This is a genomic window from Aminobacter sp. P4_D5, from assembly GCF_056401815.1.
In genome coordinates this window covers 1-18432 of sequence record NZ_JBFUIP010000113.1, presented here as the reverse complement: position 1 = coordinate 18432, position 18432 = coordinate 1, and the positions used below count along the sequence as shown (strand labels likewise).

16 protein-coding genes are annotated in these 18432 nt (G+C 63.3%); 4 read left to right on the top strand and 12 right to left on the bottom strand.

Annotated features, from left to right (window positions below; translation table 11 throughout):
- The coding region (gene gyrB / locus AC1DWF_RS21365; protein WP_476842033.1) for a DNA topoisomerase (ATP-hydrolyzing) subunit B at positions 1-2346 on the top strand (2346 nt) is incomplete at its 5' end.
- A 42-nt stretch (positions 2347-2388) separates the two neighbouring features.
- On the opposite strand, the gene AC1DWF_RS21360 is transcribed toward gyrB, so the two are convergent.
- The 12 genes from AC1DWF_RS21360 to ubiE all read right to left on the bottom strand — a co-directional run bounded on the left by AC1DWF_RS21360 (position 2389) and on the right by ubiE (position 15866).
- Complete coding sequence (locus AC1DWF_RS21360; RefSeq protein WP_476784299.1) at positions 2389-3087, bottom strand: response regulator transcription factor; 699 nt, start codon at positions 3085-3087, stop codon at positions 2389-2391.
- Positions 3084-5837, bottom strand: a complete 2754-nt coding sequence (locus AC1DWF_RS21355; RefSeq protein WP_476789089.1) for a DUF4118 domain-containing protein — start codon at positions 5835-5837, stop codon at positions 3084-3086. The genes AC1DWF_RS21360 and AC1DWF_RS21355 overlap by 4 nt, the downstream gene beginning before the upstream one ends.
- 73 nt (positions 5838-5910) lie before the next feature.
- Positions 5911-6480: a potassium-transporting ATPase subunit KdpC gene (kdpC, locus tag AC1DWF_RS21350; RefSeq protein ID WP_476789088.1), complete on the bottom strand. Its 570-nt coding sequence runs from the start codon at positions 6478-6480 to the stop codon at positions 5911-5913.
- A gap of 12 nt (positions 6481-6492) precedes the next feature.
- Entirely contained in the window at positions 6493-8565 is a 2073-nt protein-coding gene (gene kdpB / locus AC1DWF_RS21345; protein WP_476842032.1) for a potassium-transporting ATPase subunit KdpB, read from the bottom strand.
- A 37-nt stretch (positions 8566-8602) separates the two neighbouring features.
- Positions 8603-10306 (bottom strand): potassium-transporting ATPase subunit KdpA, encoded by a 1704-nt coding sequence (gene kdpA / locus AC1DWF_RS21340; protein WP_476842031.1) that lies wholly within the window; start codon positions 10304-10306, stop codon positions 8603-8605.
- A 31-nt stretch (positions 10307-10337) separates the two neighbouring features.
- Entirely contained in the window at positions 10338-10427 is a 90-nt protein-coding gene (gene kdpF / locus AC1DWF_RS21335) for a K(+)-transporting ATPase subunit F (RefSeq protein WP_067954606.1), read from the bottom strand.
- A gap of 368 nt (positions 10428-10795) precedes the next feature.
- Complete coding sequence (gene gstA / locus AC1DWF_RS21330) at positions 10796-11401, bottom strand: glutathione transferase GstA (protein WP_476783017.1); 606 nt, start codon at positions 11399-11401, stop codon at positions 10796-10798.
- A gap of 119 nt (positions 11402-11520) precedes the next feature.
- A complete protein-coding gene (gene coaBC / locus AC1DWF_RS21325; RefSeq protein WP_476783016.1) occupies positions 11521-12738 on the bottom strand; it encodes a bifunctional phosphopantothenoylcysteine decarboxylase/phosphopantothenate--cysteine ligase CoaBC in 1218 nt (405 codons plus the stop codon).
- 18 nt (positions 12739-12756) lie between these two features.
- Complete coding sequence (locus AC1DWF_RS21320) at positions 12757-13158, bottom strand: type II toxin-antitoxin system VapC family toxin (RefSeq protein WP_476783021.1); 402 nt, start codon at positions 13156-13158, stop codon at positions 12757-12759.
- Positions 13158-13433, bottom strand: a complete 276-nt coding sequence (locus AC1DWF_RS21315; RefSeq protein ID WP_476783015.1) for a FitA-like ribbon-helix-helix domain-containing protein — start codon at positions 13431-13433, stop codon at positions 13158-13160. The genes AC1DWF_RS21320 and AC1DWF_RS21315 overlap by 1 nt, the downstream gene beginning before the upstream one ends.
- Positions 13434-13501: 68 nt before the next feature.
- Positions 13502-15076 (bottom strand): 2-polyprenylphenol 6-hydroxylase, encoded by a 1575-nt coding sequence (gene ubiB / locus AC1DWF_RS21310; RefSeq protein ID WP_476783014.1) that lies wholly within the window; start codon positions 15074-15076, stop codon positions 13502-13504.
- A 13-nt stretch (positions 15077-15089) separates the two neighbouring features.
- Entirely contained in the window at positions 15090-15866 is a 777-nt protein-coding gene (gene ubiE / locus AC1DWF_RS21305; RefSeq protein WP_476783013.1) for a bifunctional demethylmenaquinone methyltransferase/2-methoxy-6-polyprenyl-1,4-benzoquinol methylase UbiE, read from the bottom strand.
- Between the two features lie 110 nt (positions 15867-15976).
- Here ubiE and AC1DWF_RS21300 point away from each other — a divergent pair, with 110 nt between their 5' ends.
- From AC1DWF_RS21300 to AC1DWF_RS21290, 3 genes are all read left to right on the top strand, one after another.
- The gene (locus tag AC1DWF_RS21300; RefSeq protein ID WP_476783012.1) at positions 15977-16951 is read left to right on the top strand and encodes an adenosine deaminase; all 975 of its coding nucleotides are present in this window, start codon (positions 15977-15979) and stop codon (positions 16949-16951) included.
- A 102-nt stretch (positions 16952-17053) separates the two neighbouring features.
- Entirely contained in the window at positions 17054-17680 is a 627-nt protein-coding gene (upp, locus tag AC1DWF_RS21295) for a uracil phosphoribosyltransferase (RefSeq protein WP_476783011.1), read from the top strand.
- A gap of 203 nt (positions 17681-17883) precedes the next feature.
- Positions 17884-18429, top strand: coding sequence for a TIGR02281 family clan AA aspartic protease (locus AC1DWF_RS21290; protein ID WP_476783010.1), 546 nt, complete (start codon positions 17884-17886; stop codon positions 18427-18429).
- Positions 18430-18432 lie beyond the last annotated feature (3 nt).

Genomic DNA, 18432 nt, shown 5'->3' with positions numbered 1-18432 from the left:
GGCATGTATATCGGCGACACCGACGACGGTTCGGGCCTGCACCATATGGTCTACGAGGTGGTCGACAACGCCATCGACGAGGCGCTGGCCGGCCACGCCACGCTTGTCACCGTGTCGCTCAATCCCGATGGTTCGGTGACGGTGACCGACAACGGCCGCGGCATTCCGACCGATATGCACGAAGAGGGCGTGTCGGCGGCTGAGGTCATCATGACGCAGCTGCATGCCGGCGGTAAGTTCGACCAGAATTCCTACAAGGTCTCCGGCGGCCTGCACGGCGTTGGCGTATCCGTGGTCAACGCGCTCTCGGTCTTCCTCAAACTCAAGATCCGCCGCAAGGGCAAGATCTATGAGATGAGCTTCACCCATGGCGTAGCCGACGCGCCGCTGCGCGAAACCGGCGATGCGGGCAGCGAGACCGGCACTGAAGTCACCTTCATGCCCTCGCCCGAAACCTTCACCATGGTCGAGTTCGATTATGGCACGCTGGAGCACCGGCTGCGCGAACTCGCCTTCCTCAATTCGGGCGTGCGCATCGTTTTGTCCGACAAGCGCCATGCCGACATCAAGGTCCAGGAACTGCTCTATGACGGCGGCCTGATCGAATTCGTCCGCTATCTCGATCGGGCGAAAAAACCACTCATATCGGCGCCAATCGCGATCCGGGCAGAGCGCGACGGCATCGTCGTCGAAGTGGCGATGTGGTGGAACGACAGCTACCACGAAAACGTGCTGGCCTTCACCAACAACATCCCGCAGCGCGACGGCGGCACCCACCTCGCCGGCTTCCGCGGTGCGCTGACGCGCCAGGTGACCGGCTATGCCGAAACCTCCGGCATCGCCAAGAAGGAAAAGGTCTCGATCACCGGCGACGACAGCCGCGAAGGCCTCACGGCGGTGCTTTCGGTCAAGGTTCCCGATCCGAAGTTCTCGTCGCAGACCAAGGACAAGCTGGTTTCCTCGGAAGTCCGCCCTGTCGTCGAAAGCCTGGTCAACGAGGCGCTCGGTACCTGGCTTGAGGAACATCCGGCGGAAGCCAAGACGTTGATCGCCAAGGTGGTGGAAGCCGCTGCCGCGCGCGAAGCGGCGCGCAAGGCGCGCGAACTGACCCGTCGCAAGGGCGTGCTCGACATCACCTCGCTGCCCGGCAAGCTCGCCGACTGCCAGGAACGCGACCCGGCCAAGTCCGAAATCTTCATCGTCGAGGGTGACTCGGCAGGCGGTTCCGCCAAGAGCGGGCGCTCGCGCCAGAACCAGGCGATCCTGCCGCTGCGCGGCAAGATCCTCAACGTCGAGCGCGCGCGCTTCGATCGAATGCTGGGCTCCGAGATGATCGGCACGCTGATCACCGCGCTCGGCACCTCGATCGGCAAGGACGAGTTCAACGCCGACAAGTTGCGCTACCACAAGATCATCATCATGACCGACGCCGACGTCGACGGCGCCCACATTCGTACGCTGCTGTTGACGTTCTTCTTCCGCCAGATGCCGGTTCTGATCGAGCGCGGGCACCTCTATATCGCCCAGCCGCCGCTCTACAAGGTGGCGCGCGGCAAGAGCTCGCAGTACCTCAAGGATGAAGGCGCCTTTGAGGAATATCTGGTCGATGTCGGCCTCGATGAAGCCTCGCTGACGCTGTCGTCGGGCGAAGTGCGGACCGGCCAGGACCTGCGCGCGGCAGTGACCGACGCGCTCGGCGTGCGCACGCTGATCGAAGGCCTGCACACGCGCTATTCGCGCTCGGTGGTCGAGCAGGCGACGATCGCCGGTGCGCTCAACCCCGACGTCTTCACCGATCTCGACCGCGCCAAGGCGATGGCCGAAACGATTGCCCAGCGCCTCGACCTGATTTCGGAAGATATCGAGCGCGGCTGGACCGGCCACATCTCGACCGACAATGACGGCACGGGCGGCTATGTCTTCGAGCGCACGCTGCGCAGCGTCAAGGAGAGCGTCCATCTCGACATGGCGCTCATCAATTCGGCCGATGCGCGCGCGCTCGACCGTTATGCCGGCCGCCTCAACGAACTCTATTCCCAGCCACCGGTGCTGCGCCGCAAGGATGTTTCAGAGACCATCGCCGGACCGATCGCGCTACTGGCCGCGGTCTTCGCATCGGGCCGCAAGGGCCTGACCATGCAGCGCTACAAGGGTCTGGGCGAGATGAACGCCGAGCAGCTGTGGGAAACGACGCTCGATCCGAACGTGCGCACGCTGCTGCAGGTCAAGGTGAACGACGCCACCGATGCCGACGCACTGTTCTCGCGCCTGATGGGCGACGAGGTCGAGCCGCGCCGCGACTTCATCCAGGAAAACGCGCTCAGCGTGGCCAACCTGGACGTGTAGGCAAAAAACGTTGGGCGCGCTCCAAAGGAGTGCGTCCTTCGGCTAAAGCAGATCCGCCTCGCGCAGCCTGTAGCCGACGCCGGTTTCGGTGGTGATGTATTGCGGCTCGTCGGGTGTCTGTTCGATCTTCTGGCGCAACTGGCGGACATAGACCCTGAGATATTGAACGTCTGCCGACCCGCCCCAGACATGCTCGAGCAGGAAACGATGGGTCAAAACTTTGCCGGCGTGCTGAACCAGCACGCGCAGGATGTCATATTCCTTGGGCGACAGCTTCACTTCCTGACCACCCACCCTGACTATGCGCTTGACCAGGTCGACCGACAGCTCGCCGGTCTGGAACACCGGTTTTTCGCCCTGCTGCTGCAGCCGGTGGCGAAGGGCGGTGCGAATGCGCGCGGCAAGCTCGTTCATGCCGAAGGGCTTTGAAACATAATCGTCGGCGCCAAGTTCCAGCGCCTTGACGATACCGGCCTCGTCGGTACGGCTCGACAGGATGAGCACCGGCACCTGCAGGCCCTCGTTGCGCCAGGTGGCCAACAGGTCGTGGCCGGCGATATCGGGCAGGCCGAGGTCGAGCAGGATCAGGTCGGGCTTTTCTTCCTTGACCAGCGCCATCGCCGTCTTGCCATTCGGCGCCTCGCTGATGGCGTAGCCCTGGGTGCCGAGACCGACGCGCAACAGCTTGCGGATCGGCGGCTCGTCATCGACGATCAGGATCTTCACCGAAGCGTTGGTCATGCAATTCCGTCCAAGTTTGGTCCGTCCAAGTTTGGTCCGTCGAGGTTTGGCCCGCCAAGATTTGGTCGCTCGGCCGGCACCGGCATGGCGATGGTAAAGACCGCGCCCGAGCGGTCGGCCCGGTTCGAAGCGACAATGGTGCCGCCCATCGCTTCGACGAAACCACGGCAGATCGACAGGCCAAGCCCGGTACCGGCGCGGACATGGTCGCCCTTGCGGACGCGATAGAACGTATCGAAGACCCTCTCCAGATCGGCCTGCGGAATACCTGGGCCCTCATCCATGATCTGGATCGCGACTGATGCACCATCCGCCCAGCCGCGGATGCGGATTGTCGACCCCTCGGGGGCATATTTCGCGGCATTGTCGAGCAGGTTGAACAGCACCTGTTCGAACAGCACCGGATCAAGCTTCAGCATCGGCAGGTCGGCCGGCATGTCGACTTCGGTCTTGTGCTGGGCGGTGATCTTGGCGGCACGGCGCAAAGCACTGCCGACGATGTCGCCGGGGTAATGCAGCGCGTAGTTTGGCTCCATCGCGCCGGACTCGATCTTGGTCATGTCGAGCAGGTTGGCGATGAAGCGGTTGAGGCGTTCGGATTCATCGAGCACCGTCGAGACCAGCTCCGCCCTGCCCTCTTCCGGCAAGGAGGTGCCGAACTCGCGCAGGGCGCCTGCGGCGCCCATGATGCTGGCGAGCGGGGTCTTGAGGTCGTGCGAGATCGAGGTCAGCAGTGCCGAGCGCAGCCGGTCGGCTTCGACGGCAAGGCGGGCGCGGTCGACGTCGGCGACAAGCTGAATACGCTCAATGGCCACCGCCGCCTGGTCGGCGAGGGCATCGAACAAGCGTTGCTGTTCGGGCGTCAGAAGCGGGCCCTGGCGGTCATTGTCGAGACCAACGACACCGACCGCCATGCGCCCGGTGCGCAGTGGCAGATAAAGGCGCTTGGCACCCGGCAGCGTGTCGGCGCCACGACCAGCAGCACGGTTGTGCTCCCAGGCCCATTTGGCGGCGGCGATGTCGGCATCGACAAGGGTGTCGTCGGGCGGATAGCCGGCCTTGACGGCGATGGTGCCATCCTCGGGCAAAAGAAGCACGACACGGACCTTGAGCATCGAGGCGATCTGGAAGGCGGTTGCCCACAAGACGTCGTCGAGCGTGCCGGTACCGGCGAGCTTTTTCGAGAAAAGATAGAGGTCCTCGGTCATGCGCGCACGCTCGCGCGCGGCGGCGGCCTGACGCTGGACACGTCCAGTCAGATTGGAGGCGATGACCGCGACGATGAGGAAAAACAGCAGCGCGACAACGCTTTCGGGGTCGGAAATGTCGAGCGTGTAGAGCGGCGGCAGGAAGAAGAAATTATAGGCGACGGCACTGAGCAAGGAAGCGAACAATGCCGGCCACAGGCCAAACGTCACCGCCGAGCTCAGCACCGCCATCAAGAAGACCAGGGCGATGTTGCGTACGTCGAGGAACTGCTGCAACGCAATGCCCACAAAGAGCGCGCCAACGACATGGAGCGCTGTCGTCAGATAAGGCCACGGGTCGAAACGCCGGCGCTGGGGAGCCGTCTTCACACCCTGCGCAGCAAGGGCCGCATCCTGCTCGCTACCCGAGGTAACATGGACGCTGATGTTGCCGGCCTGGCGGATCAGATCGTGGGTGACCGAGCCTTCGAAATATTCGCGCCAGCGCGGCTTGCTCGCCTTGCCGACGACGATGTGGGTGAAATTATGCGTGCTGGCATGGCGGACAATGTCTTCGGCGACCGACTGGCCGGGAATGGTGACCGCCTCGCCGCCGAGCTGCTCGGCCAGGCGCATGGTGGCGGCGAGCCTGTCCTTGTCGGCATCTGGCAGATTGGCCGAACGCGAGGTCTCGACATGGATCGCCGCCCAAGGCGCGCGCAAGCGATCTGCCTGGCGGCGGGCGTAACGAACCAGCGAGACGCTGCGCGGATCCTCGTCGACAGCGACAAGCAGGCGATCGCCGGCGGCCCAAGGCCCCTCGATGGCATGGGCCTGCATGTGGGTGAGCAGCTGCTCATCGACGCGCTGGGCGGTGCGGCGCAGTGCAAGCTCACGCAGCGCGGTCAAATTGCCGGGCGAAAAGTAGTTCTCGATCGCCTGGCGCGCCGTGGTCGGCACATAGACCTTGCCTTCACGCAGGCGCTTGATGAGGTCGTCGGGCGTGAGGTCGATGATCTCGACATCGTCGGCGCGGTCGATGATCGAGTCGGGCACGGTCTCACGCACAGTGACGCGGGTGATCTGGGCGACGATGTCGTTGAGGCTCTCGACATGCTGGATGTTGAGCGTGGTGTAGACATCGATACCCTGGGTCAAAAGCTCCTGGACATCGAGATAACGCTTGGGATGACGGCTGCCGGGTGCGTTGGTGTGGGCGAGCTCGTCAACAAGAGCGAGTGCCGGCCTGCGCGCGATGATGGCGTCGAGATCCATCTCCTCAAGCTTGCGGCCCTTGTAGTCGACCGCCTTGCGCGGGATGACCTCGAAACCTTCGACCAACGCCTGGGTTTCACGGCGGCCGTGCGTCTCGACCACGCCGATGACGACATCTGTGTGGTCGGCGAGCCGGGCACGGCCCGACATCAGCATCTCGTAGGTCTTGCCGACACCGGGAGCAGCACCGAGGAAGATCTTCAGCCGGCCGCGCCCTTCGCGCGCTGCTGTCTCAAGCAGCGCGTCCGGCGAAGGCCTGCCTTCCTTGTCCCTGATATCGTCTGGCATCTATTCTTTACAGTCTTGGGCACAGTCTGGGGCGCCGGAGCTCTTGCAGAGCTAGAACTCCGGCGCGACCTTGTCAGGGTGCAATCGCTGCGTCGAGTGCCAAATTCAGCCTGAGCACATTGACCACCGGTTCGCCCATGACGCCGAGTTCGCGAGCCTCGACATACTGGTCGACGAGGCTGCGGATGACGGCTTCGCTGGCACCGCGCGCCTTGGCCACGCGCGCCACCTGGAAGTAGGCGGCCTCGGGCGACAGGTGCGGATCAAGGCCGCTGCCCGAGGCGGTGACCAGCTCCATCGGCACCGGCGCGCCTGGATCGGTCTGCTTGAGCGTGTCGGCCTCGGTCTTGATGCGTTCGATCAGCTTGGCGCTGGTCGGGCCGAGATTGGAGCCGCTGGAGCCGGCGGCATTGTAGCCATCGCCGGCGGCCGAGGGGCGGCCATGAAAGTAGCGCTCGCCGGTAAAGGCCTGGCCGATCAATTCGGAGCCGATGACCTTGCCATCCTTGACGATCAGGCTGCCATTGGCCTGGTGCGGAAACAGCGCTTGCGCGATGCCGGTCATGCCCAGGGGATAGATGAGGCCGGTGATGACGGTGAGTGCCATGATCATGACAAGTGCAGGTCTGAGTTGCTTCAACATGGTGAAGGTCCTTTACACGAGGCCGATGGCGTTGATCGCCATGTCGATGGCCTTGATGCCGACGAAGGGCACGATGATGCCGCCGAGCCCGTAGACGAGCAGGTTGCGGCGAAGCAGCGAGCCAGCACCGATCGGCCGGTACTTGACGCCTTTCAGCGACAGCGGGATGAGGGCGACGATGATCAGCGCGTTGAAGATGATCGCCGACAGGATGGCGCTCTGCGGGGTCTCAAGACCCATGATGTTGAGCGCGCCAAGCTGCGGATAGAAGGCCAGGAACATCGCCGGGATGATGGCGAAATACTTGGCGATGTCATTGGCGATCGARAASGTSGTGAGCGCGCCMCGCGTSATSAGCARCTGCTTGCCGATCTCAACGAYCTCGATGAGCTTGGTCGGATCGCTGTCGAGGTCGACCATGTTGCCGGCCTCACGCGCAGCCACCGTGCCGGTGTTCATGGCGACGCCGACGTCCGCCTGGGCGAGTGCCGGGGCATCGTTGGTGCCGTCGCCGCACATGGCGACCAGCTTGCCCTTGGCCTGTTCCTCGCGGATCAGGCTGAGCTTGTTCTCCGGCGTGGCCTGGGCGAGGAAATCGTCGACGCCGGCTTCGGCGGCGATGGCGGCTGCGGTCATCGGGTTGTCGCCCGTGATCATGACGGTGCGGATGCCCATGCGGCGCAGCTCGGTGAAGCGCTCCTTGATGCCGCCCTTGACGATGTCCTTGAGGTAGATGACGCCGAGCAGGCGAGCATCGCGAACAACCGCAAGCGGAGTGCCGCCGAGCTTGGCGATCTCGTCTGATATCGCCTGGATGCCACGCACGGCTTCGGTATCGACACGCCTGCCCGAAGCCGAAGTGGCGCAGGATCTGACGTAGTCGAGCACCGAATCCACAGCGCCCTTGCGGATGGAGGAGCCGTCGAAATCGACGCCGCTCATCCGGCTCTGGGCGGTGAAGGGCACGAAATGGGCGTGCAGCGAGCCCATGTCGCGGGCACGGATGCCATAACGCTCCTTGGCGAGCACGACAATCGAACGGCCTTCGGGGGTTTCGTCGGCGAGCGAGGCGAGCTGGGCGGCGTCGGCGAGTTCCTGCTCGGTGACGCCTTTGACCGGACGGAACTCGGTGGCCTGGCGGTTGCCGAGCGTGATGGTGCCGGTCTTGTCGAGCAAAAGCGTGTCGACGTCGCCGGCGGCCTCGACAGCGCGGCCCGACATGGCAAGCACATTGAAGCGCACGAGACGGTCCATGCCGGCGATGCCGATGGCCGAAAGCAGCGCGCCGATGGTGGTCGGGATCAGCGTGACGAACAGGGCGACCAGCATGATGACGGGGATGTAGCCGCCGGCATAGGTGGCGAAGCTCGGGATGGTGGCCACGGCAAGCACGAAGATCAGCGTCATGCCGGCAAGCAGGATGTTGAGCGCGATTTCGTTCGGCGTCTTCTGGCGCTCGGCACCCTCGACCAGCGAAATCATGCGGTCGAGGAACGTCGAGCCGGCGGCAGCGGTAATGCGCACGCGGATCCAGTCGGACAGCACCTGGGTACCGCCTGTCACAGCCGAGCGGTCGCCACCGGACTCACGGATGACCGGAGCCGACTCGCCAGTTATGGCGGCCTCGTTGACCGAAGCGACACCTTCGATGACTTCGCCATCGGATGGGATGATGTCGCCGGCCTCGACGAGCACGACCTGGCCGACCTTGAGGCCATTGCCGGGCACCATCTTGTAGGCGGTGCGGCTTTCGCCTTCGAGCAGCTTGGCCTGGGTTTCGGTACGCGCCTTGCGCAGCGAGTCGGCCTGGGCCTTGCCACGGCCTTCGGCCACGGCCTCGGCGAAGTTGGCAAACAGCACGGTGAACCACAGCCACAGGATGATCTGGAACGAGAAGCCAAGGCCGCCCGCACCAGTGACCAGATCCTTGACGAATAGCACGGTGGTCAGTGCCGAGACGACGGCAACGACGAACATGACAGGGTTCTTGGCCAGGCTGCGCGGGTCGAGCTTCTTGAACGCATCGCCTATGGCGGGGAGGAGGATACGAGCGTCGAGCAGGCTCGCAGATTTGTGGGTGCTCATGTGAGAGACTCCAGTTCTTTTGTTTTGCGGCGCTGCATCAGAAGGTCTGGCCAACGATCATGGCGAGGTGCTCGACGATCGGTCCGACGGCGAGTGCCGGGAAGAAGGTCAGGCCACCGACGATGACCACGACACCGGCAAGCAGGCCGACGAACAGCGGAGAGTCGGTCGGGAAGGTGCCCACGGAGGCTGGAACCGTCTTCTTCGTCACCAGCGAACCGGCGATGGCGAGTGCCGGAATGATGACCAGGAAGCGACCCATCAACATGGCGATGCCGATGGTGATGTTGTACCAGGGCGTGTTGCCCGTCAGGCCGCCGAAGGCCGAGCCGTTGTTGGCCGTCGCCGAGGTGTAGGCATAGAGGATCTCGGAGAAGCCGTGCGGGCCAGGCGTTCCGACCGACGCGACAGCACTCGGTATCAGCACGGCGATCGCAGTGAAACCGAGCATGGAGAGCGGCAGGCACAATATGGCGAGCATGGCCATCTTGACCTCCTTGGCCTCGATCTTCTTGCCGAGATATTCTGGCGTGCGGCCAACCATCAGGCCAGCAACGAAGATGGCAATGATGACGAACATCAAGATGCCGTAGAAACCAGCGCCAACGCCACCGACGATGACTTCGCCAAGCTCCATGTTGATGAGCGGGATGAGCCCGCCCAGCGCGGTGAAGGAGCCGTGCATGGCATTGACCGCGCCACAGGAGGCAGCGGTGGTGACGACAGCGAAAAGTGCCGACAATACGATGCCGAAGCGCGCTTCMTTGCCTTCCATGTTACCGCCATCGATGCCGAGCGCATGGACCAGCGGATTGCCGGCGGCTTCCGCCCAGTAGGTGATTGCGACGCCGGCGACAAACAGGATGCCCATGGTGGCGAAGATCGCCCAGCCCTGGCGCTGGTTGCCGACCATGCGGCCGAAGACGTTGGTGAAGGCAGAACCGATGGCGAAGATCGAGACCATCTGGAGGAAGTTGGAGATGGCGTCAGGGTTTTCGAACGGATGCGCGGAGTTGGCATTGAAGAAGCCGCCGCCATTGGTGCCGAGCATCTTGATCGCCAGCTGCGAGGCAACCGGACCGACAGCGATGGTCTGCTGGGCGCCTTCGACTGTGGTGGCCGCGACATAGGAGCCTATGGTCTGCGGCACGCCAAGCCAGACATAGGCAAGCGTGAGCACGATGCACAGCGGCAGCAGCACGTAGAGCGTGGAACGGGTCAGATCGACCCAGAAATTGCCGATCGACTTGCCCGAAGCGCGGGCAAAGCCGCGGATCAGCGCCATGCCGACGGCGATGCCGGTGGCGGCGGAAACGAAGTTCTGCACCGTCAGGCCGGCCATCTGCACGAGATAGGACATGGTGCTTTCGCCGCCATAGTTCTGCCAGTTGGTGTTGGTGACAAAGCTGACGGCGGTGTTGAAGGAGAGCTCGGGCGGCACCGCACCCATGGCGGCGGGGTTGAAGGGCAGCGAGCCCTGGAACCGCTGCAGCATGTAAAGCAACAGGAAGCCGGCGATATTGAACGACAGCATGGCCGCGGCATAGCCGGTCCAGTGCTGGTCCTCGCGCTCGCTGGTGCCGGCCAGCCGGTAGAGCACGCGCTCGATGGGGCCGAGGACGGGCGAGAGAAGTGTGCGCTCGCCACTGAAAACGCGCGTCATGTAGCCGCCGAGCGGCTTCACGAGCAGAATGATGATCCCGCAGAATACCAGGATCTGTATCCAGCCATTAATGGTCATTTGAGAAACTTTCCGTGCGAGCGCTGGACGGTCAGAACCGTTCGGGGCGGATGAGCGCGTAGGTCAGGTAGGCAAGCAGGAACACGGTCACTGCGCCGCCGAGGATGTATTCGAGCAACATGTTGGCGTTCCTTCAGAGGATGTCGCAGGCTTTGACGTAGGCAAAACACAAGGCGAAGAAGACGACGCCTATGGCGAGAACGAAGATGTCCATCTTCGAAGGCTCCTGTTCCGTTGAGACCGTGCACCGAGGGCGCAAGGACCATGGCCACGCGCCAAACGACGGCGTCAGGCATGCTGACGACGTTGGCCGGGCTCTGGATTTCAGGAGGGAATATGGCGCCGAACCGCATTAAGGTTCGAGAGAGCGGGGCTGGCAAAGAAATAGGAATTGCATAAAGAAAACGGCCCTCAGGCGGGTGCCTGAGAGCCGTCATGTCGTCAAATTGGTAGCTGCCGGTTCAGTAGCGGCGGCTGTTCAAGCCGGGTTTAGGCAAGGCCTTCGGCGCGCAGGGCCTTCTGCACGGCTGGACGGGCGGCTACGGTGCCGAGATAGCGCTGGATGTTGTCGAAGGACGACAGGTCGATGCCGACATGCTTGGCCCAGCCGAGAACCGTCCAGAGATAGGCGTCGGCCGCGGTGAAGGCGTCGCCCATCAGATAGGAACGGCCGTCGAGCTTGCCGTCGACATAGGCGAGGCGCCTGGCGAGGAGCTCGCGGTTGATCTCCTTGGTGGCCTCGGGCGTGTTGGGCTTGAAGAAGGCGCCAAAGACCTTGTGCAGCTCGGTGGCAACGAAGGCCAGCCACTGCTGGACGCGGTAGCGTGCCATGTCACCGGCCTTGGGCATCAGGCCGCTCTCCGGCTTCTGGTCTGCGAGGTACTGGACCAGGACCGAGGCTTCGGTCATCAACTCGCCATCGCCGAGCACCAGCGCCGGTACATAGCCATTGGGATTGGTGGCGAGGAAATCCTGCTGGGCTTCGGTGGTCTTGGTCTTGCCGTCGACCTTGACCAGATCGAGGTCGATGCCAACTTCATTGGCAACGATGTGGGGAGCCAGCGAGCAGGCGCCGGGCATGTAGAAAAGCTTCATGTCGTGGGAGACTCCGAATGTTGATGCCTCCCTCTCGCACGCGCGGGCAATGCCTCCAAGCACCCAATCGGTGAACACTATGTTACCGGTGTCGGATGCGGCTTTGGAACGGCGGCGACTCACACTGTGATTGTCTTGAGGCGCTGGGCGATCAGGCTTGCCAGCCTGCCTGCGACCTCTTCTTTGGAAAGGTCCGGCCACTCGTCGACACCGCTTTTGCTGACGATGCGGACGCGATTGCGGTCGCCGCCCATGACACCGCCCTCATGGCTGACGTCATTGGCGACGATGAAATCTGCACCCTTCCTGGCAAGTTTTGCCTGGGCGTTCTTGAGCACGTCCTGGGTCTCGGCAGCGAAGCCGACGACGAGATAGGGGCGCTGCTTGTGATGCCCGACGCCAGCCAGAATATCGGGGTTTTCGACCATCTTCAGGCTCGGGGCGCCCTCGCCCGCCACCTTCTTGATCTTCTCGCCTGCGGCATTGTCGGTGCGCCAATCGGCGACGGCCGCCACAAAGACAGCGGCGTCGGCGGGCAGAAGCTGCTCGACCGCATCGCGCATCTCACGCGCGCTCTCGACATGGACCGTCTTCACGCCCGCCGGGTCGGCAATGGTGACCGGACCGGAGACGAGGCGGACATCGGCGCCCAGCCTGGCCAGGGCTGCGGCGATGGCATGGCCCTGCTTGCCCGACGACCGGTTGGCGATGTAGCGCACCGGGTCGATTGGCTCATGCGTCGGGCCGGAGGTGACGATAATCATCTTGCCTGACAGCGGCTTGGGTTTGGAATCGAGCAGCGCTTCGATGGCAGCGACAATCTCCAGAGGTTCCGCCATGCGGCCTTCGCCGGCCTCACCGCTTTCGGCCATCTCGCCGCTCTTGGGGCCGACGAAATGGATGCCGTCCTTCTCAAGCGTCGCGCGGTTGCGGCGCGTCGCCGGGTGCGACCACATCTTGGGGTTCATGGCGGGCGCCAGCAGCACTTTCTTGTCGGTGGCGAGCAGAACCGTCGAGGCAAGGTCGTTGGCGTGGCCATTGGCGAGCTTGGCCATCAGGTCTGCGGTAGCAGGTGCCACAACCAGAAGATCGGCCTCGCGCGACAGCCTGATGTGGCCGATATCGTGCTCGTCCTGGCGGTCGAAGAGATCGGAGAATACATGGTCGGCGGTCAGGGCGCCGACCGACAGCGGGGTGACAAACTCCTGCGCGGCCGACGTCATGACCGCACGGACCGAAGCGCCGCGCTCGCGCAGGCGCCGGATCAGGTCGAGCGACTTGTAGGCCGCGATGCCGCCGCCGATGATGAGCAGGATGCGCTTGCCGTTGAGGATCATGCCTGGTCCGCCGTCTCGTCAGGCCGGCTTCAGCGCCGGCTGGATGTCGGTATGGATGAAATCGTCGCCCTTGAAAAGCAGCGGCAGGTTTCGAGTTTTGGCAAGGGCATAGGCGAAGCAGTCGCCGAAATTCAGCTTCGCGGCGTGTCCGGAACCCCTGCTGAACTTCACCCGCGCCGCTATGGCGGCATCAAGCTCCTGCTCGCCAAATGGAACGAGCGTTATCAAGGTGTCGGAAACCACCCCTTGTAGAAACGCAAGTCCTTTCGTCGGCGCAACTCCGGCCAGAACGAAAGCGCATTCGATATAGGTCGGGACTGACATCAACTTGCCCGGCGTTTCTTCCAGCATTCTGCTGAATGCCAGCGCCTCAGGCTCACGCCGCGCGATTGCCACGATGGCCGATGTGTCGATGACCATCATAGCCCGTCGTACTCACCGCTGAGCGCATCGCTCAGTTCCTTCTGCGAGTAGTACTTGTAGCGGCTGTCTGTCGGCTCGTCGGCTTCGAGTTCGGCAGCTCGGCGCATGATCTCTTCGGCGCTGATGCGCGAGGCTGGGGCATGCTGGTCAGCCACCTCGTCCGACAAAAGCTGCCTAAGGGTTTCCTCGAGCGAATTGCCATTCTGCGCTGCCTTCACGCGCAGCGCTTGCTTGACGTCCTCGGGAACATTCCTGATGGTGAGTGTGGCCATGGCAGCCTCCATGCAGTCATTGACTGCAATGTAGTCATTGACTGCACTTGCGTCAAATAGCGGTCCGTTCAGACAATCTGCCAGGCGAGGAACACAAGCGTGGCCGCAATGACCCAGAGCGCGATGCGGCCGGAGCGGTTGTAGCGCGCCTCGGCCTTGCCGATCGCCTTGGCGGTCTCGGGATCGAAACGCAGGCCGTTCTCGGCCATGGCGTCGATCTGGCGCGACAGGCGCTCGGTACGGGCGGCAAGATCGGGCGCCTGGCGGACAAGCGACATCAATGCGCCGAGACCATCGCGCGCGTCGATAAGCAGGCCCTGTGGGCCGAGATTGCCTGCTATCCAATGACCGACAACCGGCTCGGCGGTCTTCCACATGTTGAAAGTGGGATCGAGCGTGCGGGCGACACCTTCGACCACGACCATGGTCTTTTGCAGCAGCACCAGTTCGGGCCGCGTCTGCATATCGAACAGCTCGGTGACCTCGAACAGCAGCGTCAGAAGCTTGGCCATCGAGATGGTTTCCGCCGGCTGGCCGTGGATCGGCTCGCCGATGGCGCGGATCGCCTGGGCGAAGGCCGCGACATTGTGATGGCGCGGCACATAGCCGGCTTCGAAATGCACTTCGGCGACACGCATGTAGTTGCGGGTGATGAAGCCGTAGAGGATCTCGGCGAGGAAACGCTGCTCCTTCTTGCCGAGGCGGCCGGAAATGCCGAGGTCGACGGCAACGATGTCGCCCTTGGCATCGACGAACATGTTGCCGGGGTGCATGTCGGCATGGAAGAAGCCGTCGCGCAGCGTATGGCGCAGGAACGACTGGACCAGCGTCGCGGCGATCGCCTTGAGATCGTAGCCGCCGTCGCGAAGCCCTTCGATATCGTTGAGCTTGACGCCGTCGATCCACTCCATGGTGAGCACGTCGCGGCCGGTGCGTTCCCAGTCGACTGCCGGCACACGGAACCCAGGATCGTCCTTGGTGTTTTCGCCAAGCTCGGAATAGGCGGCCGCCTCGAGACGGAAATCCATCTCGATCTTAGTGGTCTGGGCCATCGTCTCGGTGATCTCGACCGGGCGCAGCCGGCGGCTCGACGGGACGAAGCGCTCCTGCAGCCGGGCGGCGAGGAAATAGCTTTCGAGATCCTGGAAAAAGCGGCGGCGCACGCCAGGGCGGATGACCTTGACGGCGACCTTGCGCGGGCCATTTGGCGTGGCGACCTCGGCCGGATGGACCTGGGCGATGGAGGCCGCCGCCACCGGCTCGCCGATACTGACATAGAGATCGGAAACCTTGCGGCCAAGCGAGCCTTCGATGGCTGTGACGGCTTCCGACATCGGGAAGGTCGCCATGCTGTCTTGAAGCAGTGCGAGGTCGAGCGCGATGTCGTCGCCGACGACGTCGGGACGTGTCGCCAGGAACTGGCCGAGCTTGACGTAGGACGGCCCAAGCCGGGCAACCGCATTGGCCAGGCGGTCGCTGCGCACGCTTTTCCGGGCGCGACGGCGGGTGAACAGCTTGGCGACGCGCCAGCCGAACTTAGGCAGGCCGGTGAGCTGGTCGCCCGGCAAAGCCGCGACCACGCCCTCACGCACCAAGACCCAGCCCGCGCGCGCGAGCCGGAAAGACGCCCCGAGACTGCTCATCGCGCGCCGTCTCTCAAAGCTTCCAGCCCGAATGAAGCGCTGCAATGCCGCCGGTGTAGTTGCGGAAGGTGACGCGATCGAAGCCGGCGCGCGTGATCATCGCGGCGAAGTTCTGCTGGTTGGGAAACTTGCGGATCGATTCGACGAGATAGGCATAGGGTTCGCCGTCGCCGGTGACGGCCTGGCCGATGCGCGGAATGGCGTTGAACGACCAGGCTTCGTAGACCTTGTCGAGCAGCGGCATGTCGACTTCGGAGAACTCGAGGACCAGCAGGCGCCCGCCCGGCTTCAACACGCGGTACGCTTCCGACAGCGCGACATCGATGCGCGGCACGTTGCGGATGCCGAAGGCGATCGTATAGGCATCGAAGGTCTCATCGGCGAAGGGCAGTTCCTCGGCGTTGGCTTCGACAAAATCGGTCTTGTCGGCAAGGCCGCGCTTTTCGGCCCGCTCGCGGCCGACGCCGAGCATCGAGCCGTTGATGTCGAGCACGGTGGCGTGCGCGTTGCCATGCGAGGCATCGATGATGCGGAAGGCAACGTCGCCGGTGCCACCGGCAACATCAAGCACTTTCCAACCCGGACGCTTCGGCGGATTGAGCCAAGCGACCATGGCATCTTTCCACACCCGGTGCAGCCCGCCCGACATCAAGTCGTTCATCATGTCGTAGCGGTTGGCGACCTTGTGGAAGACCTCGTTGACGAGGCCCTGCTTGTCGCCTGCGCCGACATTTCGGAAACCGTATGAAGTTTCCATGCCGCCGACAGCTGTCGTCCGTTGTTCTGACATTTTCTTGTCCAATCAAATCCGGCGGGACCATAGCCGATCACACCAGCGGGCGCTATTGTTTGAGGCGCGGTTTTCGGCCGCGCCCGCGCCGACACGACGAGGAACAGAGAATGCCTTTGAAAGCCGAGCTGCACTGCCACATAGAAGGTGCGGCTGCACCCGAACTCGTCATCCGCCAGGCCCAAAAATACAACAAGGACGTTTCGCCCTTCATCAGGGACGGCTCCTTCGTGTGGAACGATTTTACCTCGTTCCTTGCCGCCTATGACTTTGCCGCCGACCTTTTCCGCACTGAAGAGGACTATGCCAAGCTGTCCGAACACTATCTGACAAGCCTTGCGCGCGACGGCGCGATCTATTCGGAGGTGTTCACCTCGCCCGACCACGCCAAAAAGGCCGGCCTGTCGCCCATGGCCTACACCAATGCGCTGGGCGAAGGCATGGCGCGGGCCAAGGCCAAGACCGGCATCGAGGGCCGCATGATCGTGACCGGCGTACGCCATGTCGGCGTCGAATCGATCGAGGCTGCCGCCCGCTTCGCCGCCAAATGCAACCATCCGCTGGTGACCGGCTTCGGTGTTGCCGGCGACGAGCGCATGGGCGAATTCGAAGATTATGTGCGCGCCTTCGAGATCGCGCGCGAAGCCGGCCTCGGCATCACCATTCATGCCGGCGAGCTGATGGGCTGGGAGAGCGTTGCAGCAGCACTCGACCACATCCGCCCTTCGCGTATAGGCCATGGCGTGCGCGCCATCGAAAACCCTGACCTGGTCAAGCGCATCGCCGACGAAGGCGTGGTGCTCGAAATCTGCCCGGGCTCGAACATCGCGCTCAAGGTGTTCGACAGCTTTGGCGACCACCCCTTCCCCAAGCTGCGCGATGCCGGCTGCAAGGTGACGCTCAACTCCGATGATCCGCCCTATTTCTGGACGACGCTGAAGCGCGAATACGACATCGCGGCCGAGCATTTCGGCATGGACGACAAGGCGCTTTCGGCGACCACGAAGACGGCGATCGAGGCTGCCTTTGTCGACAAGAAGACCAAAGCAGCCCTTCTTGCCCGGCTCGACGGCCAAAAACGCTGAATTTCGGCCGACAAAACTGTGGTTCAAGGCGGCAAGTCATTGGTTGGCGGCGGRCCAGCCGATAGAATGCCGCCAATTATCCGAGTTCTAGGAGCGTAAGCCATGACCGTGACCGTCGTCGACCATCCGCTTGTCCAGCACAAGCTGACCATCATGCGCGACAAGGAAACCTCGACGGCTGGCTTCCGGCGCCTGCTACGCGAGATCTCGCTGCTGCTCGGCTACGAGGTGACGCGCGACCTCGAACTGACCACCAAGATGATCGAAACGCCGATCGAAACGATGGAAGCGCCGACGCTCGAAGGCAAGAAGCTGGTGTTCGCCTCAGTGCTACGCGCCGGCAACGGCCTGCTCGAAGGCCTGCTTGATTTGGTGCCGGCCGCGCGCGTCGCCCATGTCGGGCTCTACCGCGACCACGAGACGCTGCAGGCGGTCGAATATTTCTTCAAGGCGCCGAGCGACCTCGGCGACCGGCTGGTGATCGTCGTCGACCCGATGCTGGCGACCGCCAATTCGGCGATCGCGGCTATCGACATGCTGAAGGGCCGCGGCGCCACCAATTTGCGCTTCCTGTGCCTTTTGGCTTCGCCCGAAGGCATCGAACGCTTCACCAAGGCGCATCCCGATGTTCCGGTGTTCACCGCCTCGATCGACCGCGAGCTCAACGAAAAGGGCTACATCATCCCCGGCCTCGGCGATGCCGGCGACCGCATGTACGGCACCAAATAGGCACTACAGCGCCGCGCGTCCTATTGGACGCGCAAAGGACGCTGTAGCACGTTGAATCTGTGCATGATCCTTTCCGAAAATCGATGCCGATTTCGGGGTCATGCACTCACCAGCCATTTACCGCCTTTGACGATGGGGCCGCGCCGTTAAAGGCGCGATCACCATCGGCTGCCTAGGGTGACGCCTGAATTCGAGGCGTCACCATGTTGCGTAAGATCATCATATTCGGCCTTTGCGCCAGTGCGTCGGCATCGCTGCCGTCGCTGTACGAAAAACACGGTGGCGCCGTGCAGGCGCTGCTGGGGACGAGCTTGGAAAGTGATCCAGCCGCGTCGCTTCAGGTCATCGAGGCGAGCGCAGCCACGGTATCGACGGCGGGCCGGCGCGTTACGATCGACGCCGATATGCGCGGCCATTTCAGCGCGAGCTTCAAGGTCAATGGGCGCGCGGTCGACGCCATGGTCGACACCGGCGCCACCTTGGTTGCAATCAACATGTCGACGGCGCGGCTGGCCGGGGTCAAGGTTTCGGCCACCGACTTCACCCAGAAGGTCAATACCGCCAATGGCACAGCCCGCGCGGCACTCGCCCGCATCGACAGGCTGCAGATCGGCCGGATCAGCGTCGACGAYGTGCCGGTGGTCGTGCTCGAAGACAAGGCGCTCGACGGCACACTGATCGGCATGAGTTTCCTGTCCCGGCTGAAGAAATACCAGGTCGAAAACGGCGCCCTGCTTCTGGTGCAGTAGAGC